This is a genomic window from Sphingobium sp. WR1, assembly GCF_059693745.1.
The window spans coordinates 93,750-102,780 of record NZ_JCATID010000002.1; the positions used below are offsets into that span (position 1 = coordinate 93,750).

General features: G+C 66.3%; 12 protein-coding genes. 11 read left to right on the forward strand and 1 reads right to left on the reverse strand.

Going from position 1 to position 9,031, the window contains the following annotated elements:
- The first annotated feature begins 68 nt into the window (after nucleotides 1–68).
- The 7 genes from hisB (at nucleotide 69) to AC58EF_RS02885 (ending at nucleotide 4,429) form a co-directional block, all read left to right on the forward strand.
- Nucleotides 69–656 (forward strand): imidazoleglycerol-phosphate dehydratase HisB, encoded by a 588-nt coding sequence (gene hisB, locus AC58EF_RS02855; RefSeq protein ID WP_497274338.1) that lies wholly within the window; start codon nucleotides 69–71, stop codon nucleotides 654–656.
- Nucleotides 653–1,270, forward strand: coding sequence for an imidazole glycerol phosphate synthase subunit HisH (gene hisH / locus AC58EF_RS02860; protein WP_497274340.1), 618 nt, complete (start codon nucleotides 653–655; stop codon nucleotides 1,268–1,270). The genes hisB and hisH overlap by 4 nt, the downstream gene beginning before the upstream one ends.
- Nucleotides 1,271–1,360: 90 nt before the next feature.
- A complete protein-coding gene (hisA, locus tag AC58EF_RS02865; RefSeq protein WP_497274342.1) occupies nucleotides 1,361–2,098 on the forward strand; it encodes a 1-(5-phosphoribosyl)-5-[(5-phosphoribosylamino)methylideneamino]imidazole-4-carboxamide isomerase in 738 nt (245 codons plus the stop codon).
- A 100-nt stretch (nucleotides 2,099–2,198) separates the two neighbouring features.
- Nucleotides 2,199–2,963, forward strand: coding sequence for an imidazole glycerol phosphate synthase subunit HisF (gene hisF / locus AC58EF_RS02870; RefSeq protein WP_497274345.1), 765 nt, complete (start codon nucleotides 2,199–2,201; stop codon nucleotides 2,961–2,963).
- A 158-nt stretch (nucleotides 2,964–3,121) separates the two neighbouring features.
- On the forward strand, nucleotides 3,122–3,406 hold the full coding sequence (locus tag AC58EF_RS02875) for a PEP-CTERM sorting domain-containing protein (protein WP_497274347.1): 285 nt from the start codon (nucleotides 3,122–3,124) through the stop codon (nucleotides 3,404–3,406).
- Between the two features lie 50 nt (nucleotides 3,407–3,456).
- Nucleotides 3,457–3,777: a phosphoribosyl-ATP diphosphatase gene (locus AC58EF_RS02880; RefSeq protein ID WP_497274348.1), complete on the forward strand. Its 321-nt coding sequence runs from the start codon at nucleotides 3,457–3,459 to the stop codon at nucleotides 3,775–3,777.
- Between the two features lie 85 nt (nucleotides 3,778–3,862).
- On the forward strand, nucleotides 3,863–4,429 hold the full coding sequence (locus AC58EF_RS02885; RefSeq protein ID WP_497274349.1) for a hypothetical protein: 567 nt from the start codon (nucleotides 3,863–3,865) through the stop codon (nucleotides 4,427–4,429).
- Here the strand turns inward: AC58EF_RS02885 and AC58EF_RS02890 are convergent.
- The gene (locus AC58EF_RS02890; protein WP_497274351.1) at nucleotides 4,410–5,336 is read right to left on the reverse strand and encodes a histone deacetylase family protein; all 927 of its coding nucleotides are present in this window, start codon (nucleotides 5,334–5,336) and stop codon (nucleotides 4,410–4,412) included. The two genes, AC58EF_RS02885 and AC58EF_RS02890, sit on opposite strands and share 20 nt — an antisense overlap.
- Nucleotides 5,337–5,393: 57 nt before the next feature.
- Between AC58EF_RS02890 and AC58EF_RS02895 the strand changes: the two genes are divergently transcribed.
- The 4 genes from AC58EF_RS02895 to AC58EF_RS02910 all read left to right on the forward strand — a co-directional run bounded on the left by AC58EF_RS02895 (nucleotide 5,394) and on the right by AC58EF_RS02910 (nucleotide 9,025).
- Nucleotides 5,394–6,845, forward strand: a complete 1,452-nt coding sequence (locus tag AC58EF_RS02895; protein WP_497274353.1) for a L,D-transpeptidase family protein — start codon at nucleotides 5,394–5,396, stop codon at nucleotides 6,843–6,845.
- Nucleotides 6,846–6,854: 9 nt separating this feature from the next.
- Nucleotides 6,855–7,169: a hypothetical protein gene (locus AC58EF_RS02900; RefSeq protein WP_497274355.1), complete on the forward strand. Its 315-nt coding sequence runs from the start codon at nucleotides 6,855–6,857 to the stop codon at nucleotides 7,167–7,169.
- A 52-nt stretch (nucleotides 7,170–7,221) separates the two neighbouring features.
- Complete coding sequence (locus AC58EF_RS02905; protein WP_497274357.1) at nucleotides 7,222–7,905, forward strand: murein L,D-transpeptidase catalytic domain family protein; 684 nt, start codon at nucleotides 7,222–7,224, stop codon at nucleotides 7,903–7,905.
- Between the two features lie 202 nt (nucleotides 7,906–8,107).
- Complete coding sequence (locus AC58EF_RS02910; RefSeq protein ID WP_497274359.1) at nucleotides 8,108–9,025, forward strand: YihY/virulence factor BrkB family protein; 918 nt, start codon at nucleotides 8,108–8,110, stop codon at nucleotides 9,023–9,025.
- Nucleotides 9,026–9,031 lie beyond the last annotated feature (6 nt).

The following is a 9,031-nucleotide window of genomic DNA, read 5'->3' on the forward strand; positions in this document are numbered from 1 at the left end:
CACGAAACAGAGGGTCAAGCCCTGCACGAGCAGATTGCAAGGCCGGCGCGAAGCGCTATAGGGCGGCCATGCGCAAGGCCGAGATTCACCGCAACACGGCGGAAACCCAGATCGACGTCACCGTCAATCTTGACGGGACGGGCATTTATACCGTTTCGACGGGCATCGGCTTCCTCGACCATATGGTCGAACAGCTGTCGCGTCATTCGCTGATCGACATGGACGTGAAGACCGTGGGCGACCTGCATGTCGACCAGCATCACACCACCGAGGATACGGCGATCGCCATCGGCGAGGCGGTGGCCAAGGCGCTGGGCGACAAGCGCGGCATCAGCCGCTACGGCAGCGTCTATTCGCCGATGGACGAAACGCTGACCCGGGTGGCGCTCGACATTTCGGGCCGCCCCTGGCTGGTCTGCAAACTGCCCTTCACCGTGCACAAGATCGGCGAATGGGACACGGAGATGGTGGAGCATTTCTTCCACAGCTTCGCCCAGGCGGCCGGCATCACGCTGCACATCGAAAATCTCTACGGCAGCAACAATCATCATATCGTCGAAAGCGCGTTCAAGGGCCTCGCCCGCGCGCTGCGCCAGGCGGTGGAGATCGACCCGCGCAAGGCGGATGCGATTCCCTCGACCAAGGGGATGTTGTGACCCATATCGCCCTTATCGATTATGGCGCGGGCAATCTCCATTCGGTCCATAACGCGCTGCGCAAGGCGGGCGCGGAGAATGTGACCATCACCGCCGATGCCGATGTGGTGGCGAAGGCCGACCGCATCGTCCTGCCGGGCGTGGGCGCCTTTCGCGCGTGCCGCGACGCGCTGGTGGCGATTCCGGGCATGGTGGACGCCATGAACGAGGCGGTGAACAGACGCGGCACGCCCTTTCTGGGGGTGTGCGTGGGGATGCAGCTGCTCGCCGACGCGGGTGAGGAATTCGGACGGCATGAGGGGCTGGGCTGGATAGCCGGCACGGTGCGCCTGATCGAGCCGAACGACGCCGCGATCAAGGTGCCGCATATGGGCTGGAACGATGTGCGGCTGAACGGCGCGCCGCCCCTGCTGGAGGCGGGCGAGGCCTATTTCCTGCACAGCTATCATTATGCGGTCGCCGACCCGGCGCATGTCGCCGCCACGACCGACCATGGCGGGCCGCTGGTCGCCGCGGTCGCACGCGACACCATCATCGGCTGCCAGTTCCACCCGGAAAAGAGCCAGCGCTACGGCCTGTCCTTCCTCGCGCGCTTTCTGGATTGGCGGCCGTGATCCAATACCACCCCCCGTTCGGTTCGAGCCTGTCGAGAACCGTGCGCGCTACCTGTGTCTCGACTTCGCTCGACACGAACGGATGTTGATATGAGCCTCATCGTCTTTCCCGCCATCGACCTCAAAGGGGGGCAGGTCGTCCGCCTCGCCGAAGGCGACATGGACCGCGCCACCGTCTATGGCGACAATCCAGCCGCGCAGGCGCTGCTGTTCGCGCAGGCCGGCGCGCAGCATCTGCATGTCGTCGATCTGGACGGCAGCTTCGCCGGTCATGCGGTCAATGCCGAGGCGGTCGAGGCGATCGTCGAGGCCTTTCCCGGCCATGTGCAGCTTGGCGGCGGCATCCGTAACCGCGAAGCGGTGGAACGCTGGTTCGACCTCGGCGTCTCGCGCATCGTGATCGGCACGGCGGCGCTGAAGGACCCGGCCTTCGTCAAGGCGGCGGCACGCGACTTTCCCGGCGGCATCGTCGTCGCGGTCGATGCGCGCGACGGCTTCGTCGCCACCGACGGCTGGGCGGAAAAGTCCGACATGCCGGTCATCGACCTCGCCCGCCGGTTCGAGGATGCCGGCGTCGCCAGCCTGCTCTTCACCGATGTCGGTCGCGACGGGCTGCTCAAGGGCTGCAATGTCGACGCGACGGTGGACCTCGCCCGCGCCACCGACATTCCGGTGATCGCCAGCGGCGGGGTCGCGGGGATCGCCGACATCCGCATATTGAGCCTCCATGCCGACGAGGGGATTGAGGGTGTCATCACCGGCCGGGCGCTGTATGATGGCCGCCTGGACCTCAGGACCGCGCTGGCGGTCGCGCAGGCGGCGGCTTGAACCCATACGCCGCCTTCCCCGTTCGGTTCGAGCTTGTCGAGAACCGTTGCACGCGGGTTCTCGACAAGCTCGAACCGAACGGATTTGGGAAGCTGTTTCAATGACCGTCCGCACCCGCGTCATCCCCTGCCTCGACGTCGCCAATGGCCGCGTGGTCAAGGGCGTCAATTTCGTCGACCTCAAGGACGCCGGCGATCCGGTGGAGCAGGCCAAACTCTACGACGCGGCGGGCGCCGACGAACTCTGCTTCCTCGACATCACGGCCACGCATGAAGCACGCGGCACCATCCTCGACGTGGTGCGCCGCACCGCCGAAGTCTGCTTCATGCCCGTCACCGTGGGCGGCGGCGTGCGCAGCGCGGAAGATGCGCGCGCGCTGCTGCTGGCCGGGGCGGACAAGGTCGCGGTCAACAGCGCGGCGGTCGCCCGGCCCGAACTGGTCGCCGATATCGCCGACCGTTTCGGCAGCCAGTGCATCGTCGGATCGGTCGACGCTCGGCGCGTCGGCGAGGGGAAATGGGAAATCTTCACCCATGGCGGGCGCAAGCCCACCGGGATCGACGCGCTGGCGCACGCGCTGCGCCTCGCCGAACTGGGCGCGGGCGAGTTGCTCGTCACCTCGATGGACGGCGACGGCACCAAGCAGGGCTATGATCTCGCGCTCACCCGCACGATCGCGGACGCCGTATCGATCCCGGTGATCGCCAGCGGCGGCGTCGGCACGCTCGACCATCTGGTCGAAGGCGTGGTGCAGGGCCATGCCAGCGCGGTGCTGGCCGCGTCCATCTTCCATTTCGGCCAACACACGATCGCACAGGCGCACCGCGCGCTGGCGGCCGCCGGCGTGCCCGTGCGCACCGCCTGAAAGCGTCGATTTACTTTACATTAACCATGATATCCCGCCGCTTGTTAACCATTATTTTCAGCGGAAATTCGTCAGTTCACGTCTGTGGCACGAACCCTGCTTTAATCGGGACAGATCGAGTGCAACCGATCATGGTTCGACGCCAAGGGGGTAATGTGATGAAATTGACCAAGATGCTTCTCGCCGCCGGCGCCGCCGGCCTGATGGGCGCCGCCGTGCCCGCGCCTGCCCAGGCGACCTGGTGGTGCTGGTTCGGCAAGTGCGACACCGGCTCTTCGAGCGGCGGTTCGTCCAGCAGCAGCGGCGGCACGAGTTCGTCGGGTGGCGGTTCGTCGGGCGGCGATCCGACGCCGGTGCCCGAGCCGGAACAGATGGCGCTGTTCGCCATGGGCTCGGCCGTGCTGGCCGGCCGCGTGCTCTTCGCGCGCCGCAAGAAAAACTGATCTGGCAGAAATGATTTGACGGGTCGCGCGCACGGCGCTTGATGCGCTTCATGCGCGCGACCCTTCAGACTCTCGAACAGACCATCCGCCAGCGTCGGACCGCCGACCCGTCGGCCTCCTATGTCGCCAGGCTCACCGCCAAGGGCCGCGCCAAGATCGCGCAGAAGCTGGGCGAGGAAGCGGTCGAAACCGTCATCGCCGCGATGGCGAACGACCGTGACGGGGCGATCGGCGAAAGCGCCGACCTGCTTTTCCATCTGATGGTGCTGCTTGCCGATCTCGACGTGCCGTTCGACGCGGTGCTGGACGAGCTGGACCGGCGCGAAGGCGTGTCGGGTATCGCCGAAAAGGCCGCCCGCCCCCAGGATTGATCCCGCCACCCCGGAAAATCTTGCGGGAAAAATCTTGCCCGTCTTGCGTTGATGCGTCAGCTTCGCATCACGAAAAGGGGGAGGCATGATGGTTCGTTCTCTTGTCGGCGGCCTGCTGGGTGGCCTGGCCATGTTCATCACCGGCTTCATCTTCTGGGGCACGCCCTTGAGCGCGCTGGCGCTGAGCCGTGCCGAAGCGCAGGCCAGCGCCAATTTGCAGGCGGCGATGGCGCAGGCGCTGACGCCCACCGGCACCGGCGTCTATGTCATCCCCGATCCGTCGACCGCGCAGGGCACCATCCTCTATGGCCGCGGGCCGGTGGCGCAGATCTTCTACAACAGCAACGGCTTTCCGGTAATGGACGGCGCGAGCCTGATCGGCGGCCTCATCCTCTCGCTGGTCGTCGGCGTGGTGATCGCGCTGGCGCTGCGCTTCGCCGTCGCCGATTTCGCCAGCCGGGCGCGCGTCGCCATCCTCTTCGCGCTGGCGGCGGTGCTGTGGCTGCATATCGGCCAGGCCGTCTTCAACCACGCGCCCTGGGGCTATATCCTCTATCTCGCCTTCAGCGATTTCGTGGCGCTGGCGCTGGCGGGCCTGATCGCGGCGAAGCTGATGGAGGGCAGGACGGCGGCTACCGATACACTTCACTGACGTCGATCGGCCATCGCGCCTCTTCCGCCATGCGGATCATGCAGGCGGCATGACGGCGGGCTATGGCCATCCGGTCGGCGCCATAGCCGCCGCCCATCGTGCTGGCCACCGGCATCCCACGCCCGCGCGCCTGCCGCATGACATAACGATCGCGCGCGGCCAGACCCGAATCGCTCAGCGCCAGTCGCCCCAGCCTGTCCTCGCAATGGGGATCGACCCCGGCCTGATAGAGGATCAGGTCGGGCGCGAAATCGTCCAGCACGCCCGGCAGGACATCCGCCAGCATCGCGAGATAGGCGGCGTCGCCCGTCCCGTCCTCCAGCCCGATGTCGAGCGTCGAGCGCGCCTTGCGCGCCGGGAAATTCTTTTCCGCATGGACCGACAGAGTGAAAATATCGTCGCGCCCCGCCAGCAGGGACGCTGTGCCGTCCCCCTGATGCACATCCAGGTCCAGGATGAGGATGCGGGCGGCGTCGCCTTCCGCGATCAGCCGGTTGGCCGCGATCGCCAGGTCGTTGAACACGCAATAGCCAGCGCCGGTATCGGCCAGCGCATGATGGCTCCCGCCCGCAGCATTGGCGGCATAGCCATGGACCTGCGCCAGCCGGGCCGCCAACCAGGTGCCGCCCGGCGACAGCATCGAGCGGCGCATGACCCGTTCCGTCACCGGAAAGCCGATCCGCCGCGCCTTTTCGGCCGGCACCGTCAGGGTCAGCACCTGATCCACATAGGCCGGATCATGCACCGCCGCGATCCATTCGCGCGGCATCGGCTGTGGCTCATGCACCACATAAGGGGCGGCGCTTTCGCGCAACGCCTCCATCACCAGGCCATATTTGTCGAAACGAAAAGCGCCGCCGGGTGTTGCAGGAGAGACATAGGCGGGATGGTGAACAACGTGCAGCATGATCTTTTCCCGCTATCGCGATTTGAACGATGGCGGCTTTGCGCTATCTGGTCCAGCATGAACCATCCCGATTTGATCCGTTTTTCGCTGCTGGCGCTTGTTGGTTTCGGCTCGGTGCCCGCCGCGGCGCAGACCCCGCCGCCCGCCGTCGTTCCGACCCTGCCTACGCCACCGCTGGTCCAGCCGCTTCCCCCGCCGCCCCCGCCCGTGCCGATCCCGGCCCTGTCGCCGGCGCAGGAGGCCTGGGCGAACGACTGGCTCAAGACCGGCGCGGCCCAGGGGTTGATGGCCCGGCAGAAGGCGAGCGGCCCGCTCAGCGGCCCGGCGCTGATCAGCGCGCTGCTCGACCGGGCCAAGGCGCTCGGCACCGGCCGGGTCGACACGGCCGACTTTCTCAATATTTGGGCGCTGCGTCCGGCCACGGTCGATCCGCGGCCCGGCCTTGCCAAGGCGGTGGCGGAGGATCGGCTGCAGCAATGGGCCAATGGCCTGACCCCACCCTGGGCGGGTTACGAGACGCTGCGCAAGGGCCTCGCCAAATATGAGGCGATCCGGGACAAGGGCGGCTGGCCGACGCTGACCGCCACATCCTCGCCCGATGTGGTGCGCAAGCGGATCGCGCTGGAAGATCCCGCCGTCACGCCGGACGAAAATCTGGTCGACGTGATCCAGCGCGCCCAGCGCCGCTACGGGCTGGAACCCACCGGCCATCTGGGCACACGCACGCTTGAAGCGCTCAATGTCGGCGTGGACGACCGCATCGGCGCGATCATGGCCAATATGGAGCGCTGGCGCTGGATGCCGCGCAGCCTGCCGGTCAACCGCGTGCAGGTGAACATCGCCGCCGCCGTGCTGACCGTGTTCGAAGGCGACCAGCCGGTCAGTTCGATGCGCGCCGTCACCGGCAGCCCCGACAATGCGACGCCGATGCTGTCGTCCAGCATCCATTCGATCGTCGTCAATCCGCCCTGGAACGTGCCGATGTCGATCGCCCGGCGGGAATTATTCCCCAAGGGACGCGCCGCCCTGGCCCGGCAGGGCTACAAGATCGTCAAGACGCCCGAGGGTGGCGAGCGCATCGTGCAGCCGGCCGGCCCCAACAGCGCGCTTGGCCGGCTGAAGTTCGACTTCAACAATCCCTTCGCCGTCTATCTGCACGACACCCCGTCGCGCGGGAAATTCTCCAGCTATGACCGGCTCGCCAGCCATGGCTGCATCCGCCTGGAAAAGCCGGTGGCGCTGGCCGAGAAGATGGTCGCCGCCGACCCCAATCTCAACGGCCAGATTCAGACGCTGATCGACGAGGGCAAGACCCAGCGCGTCTCCCTGCCGCAGCAGGTGGCGGTCTATCTGCTTTACTGGACCGCCTTCGCCAGCAACAACGGCACGGTCAGCTTCCGCGCCGACCCCTATGGCTGGGACAAGCTGCTCGCGCAGAAGATCGAGGCGTCGAGCCGCCGGCTCGATCCCACCGCAGCCCCGTCTTCCACCCTCGCATCGAAGGACTGATATTTTCCCATGCGCAAATTCGCCCTGATCGCCCTGGCCGGCGCCCTCGCCCTTTCCGCTTGCGGCAAGAAGGAAGAGGAAGCACCGGCCGTCACCAATAATCTGGTCGAGCCGCCGGTCGAAAATGTGATCGTCAAGGAACCCGAAGCCCCGCCGCCCGAACCGCAGAACAATGCCGCCGCGACTCCGGTCGCGCCGCCGCCCGCCATTTCGGAACAGCAGCAAATTCAGGATGATGCAGAAGCCACCGGCATGACCGCACGCCTGCCCGAAGGCGGCGAGCAGAGCCGGCCCGCGGATGAATCGAGCGGCACGGGCGAATAAGTCTGCGCGCCCCGGTCTTCAATCGGGGCGTCAGCTTTGCTATACCGGGCGCATGGATCGCCGCAATTTCACGAAGTTCGCTTTAAGCGGACTCGCTTTTTCGTTTCTGCACGACAGCATGGGGCGTGCCGCGCCGCCGACAACGGCGGCCGGAGGTTCGGGGCTTCAACCCGCAAGTCCCGCCCGGGTTCCCGCCACGCCGCGCGCCGTCGCGCAAAAACCCTATGCCGCGCTGCTGGAGCGGGCCAAGGCCGCGCTGGACGATCATGCGCATCATTTCACCCTGCGCGACCGGGTGGCGATCGTCGATTTCGACGCCCCGTCAAAGGATATGCGGATGCACATCGTCGACCTGATCGGTGGGCAGACCAGCAGCTATCTCGTCTCGCACGGGCGCGGGTCCGACCCCGCCCATTCGGGCTGGCTGCACAGCTTCTCCAACGAATTCGATTCGCTCGCCAGCAGCCAGGGCGCGTTCAGGACGGGCGAGATGTATTTTGGCCAGCATGGCCGCTCGATGCGCCTGCTCGGCCTCGACCCGCAGAACAGCAATGCGGAAGCGCGCGCGATCGTCATCCATGGCGCGGACTATGTGAGCGAGGACCATGTCGCCGCCTGGGGCAAATGCGGCCGATCCGAAGGCTGTTTCGCCGTCGCCCCGCATATCGTCCCGCAGGTGCTGGGCCTGCTGGGACCGGGGCGGATGCTCTACGCGGACAAGATCGGCAAGGGCTGAGCGTCGGTTTGAAAAATGCGCGCAAGAGCGGGATGACATTTCCTTGAATCGTCATTGCGAGCGCAGCGAGCCGAAGGCTCGCTGCGCTCGCAATGACGGGGTGGATCAATGTGAAGTCATCATACTCCAAGCCGGGTTCGGGGCGGCGCGTGGAACCCCCTTCCCCCTCACGCGCTTGCCCTTTGACCAACAGGGGAAGATGATGACCGCAACCGTCGCGCAGCAGGTGCATGTCGATGCGCCGTGGAAGATACCGCCCCGCGCCTGGTGGGAGATATTGAAGCGCGTCTACGCGGCCATATCCGGCAATCATCTGGGCCTGTTGTCCGCCGGCGTCGCCTATTATGCCTTCCTGTCGATCGCACCGCTGCTGGCCGCGGTGGTGTTGACCTATGGCCTGATCGGCGATCCCGCCCTGGTCCAGCGCCACATGGCCGCGATCATCACCGTAGTGCCCAGCGACGCCGCAACACTCATCAACGACCAGCTGATCGGGGTCGTATCCGCGGCCAAGGGCACCACCGGGCTGGGACTGGTCATTGCGCTCGCCCTTGCGGTCTATGGCGCGACGCGGGCCGCGACCGCCATCATGGAGGCGCTCAATATCGTCTATGCGTCGCAGGAGGCGCGGGGCATCATCGCGCTGTACCGGGTGTCGATGGGCATCACCTTTTCCGCCGTGCTGGTGGTGGTGGCGGGCGTCGTCACCGCGACGGTCATCGGCCTGATCCAGAAGCTGCTGACCGGATGGGGAACCGGCGTGATCTTCGCGATCAAGGCAGTGACATGGGTCAGCGCCGGACTGCTCGCCAGCGCCATCTTCGCGCTCATCTACCGGTTCGGGCCGCATCGGCGCAAGGCGCAGTGGCAATGGCTGACGGTGGGATCGGTGACGGCGACGATCTTCTGGCTGGCCGCGACGCTGGGCGTGTCCTTCTATGTCTCGCGTTTCGGCAATTATAACGAAACCTACGGATCGCTGGGCGCGGTCGTGGTGTTGCAGCTGTGGCTGTTCGTGTCCGCCTATGTCGTGCTGCTGGGCGCGCAGATCAATGCGGAGGCCGAGCGGCAGACGAGCGCCGACACGCAGGTCGCGGAGCCGATGCAAAAAGCCGCATAATCGCGC

Coding starts and splice junctions, on each gene's coding strand:
- AC58EF_RS02890 (WP_497274351.1), bottom strand. CDS start 5,336: ATGCTGCACGTTGTTCACCATCCCGCCTATGTCTCTCCTGCAACACCC.
- hisB (WP_497274338.1), top strand. CDS start 69: ATGCGCAAGGCCGAGATTCACCGCAACACGGCGGAAACCCAGATCGAC.
- AC58EF_RS02885 (WP_497274349.1), top strand. CDS start 3,863: ATGATGGTTCGTTCTCTTGTCGGCGGCCTGCTGGGTGGCCTGGCCATG.
- AC58EF_RS02900 (WP_497274355.1), top strand. CDS start 6,855: ATGCGCAAATTCGCCCTGATCGCCCTGGCCGGCGCCCTCGCCCTTTCC.
- AC58EF_RS02875 (WP_497274347.1), top strand. CDS start 3,122: ATGAAATTGACCAAGATGCTTCTCGCCGCCGGCGCCGCCGGCCTGATG.
- AC58EF_RS02910 (WP_497274359.1), top strand. CDS start 8,108: ATGACCGCAACCGTCGCGCAGCAGGTGCATGTCGATGCGCCGTGGAAG.
- AC58EF_RS02895 (WP_497274353.1), top strand. CDS start 5,394: ATGAACCATCCCGATTTGATCCGTTTTTCGCTGCTGGCGCTTGTTGGT.
- hisA (WP_497274342.1), top strand. CDS start 1,361: ATGAGCCTCATCGTCTTTCCCGCCATCGACCTCAAAGGGGGGCAGGTC.
- AC58EF_RS02905 (WP_497274357.1), top strand. CDS start 7,222: ATGGATCGCCGCAATTTCACGAAGTTCGCTTTAAGCGGACTCGCTTTT.
- hisF (WP_497274345.1), top strand. CDS start 2,199: ATGACCGTCCGCACCCGCGTCATCCCCTGCCTCGACGTCGCCAATGGC.
- AC58EF_RS02880 (WP_497274348.1), top strand. CDS start 3,457: ATGCGCGCGACCCTTCAGACTCTCGAACAGACCATCCGCCAGCGTCGG.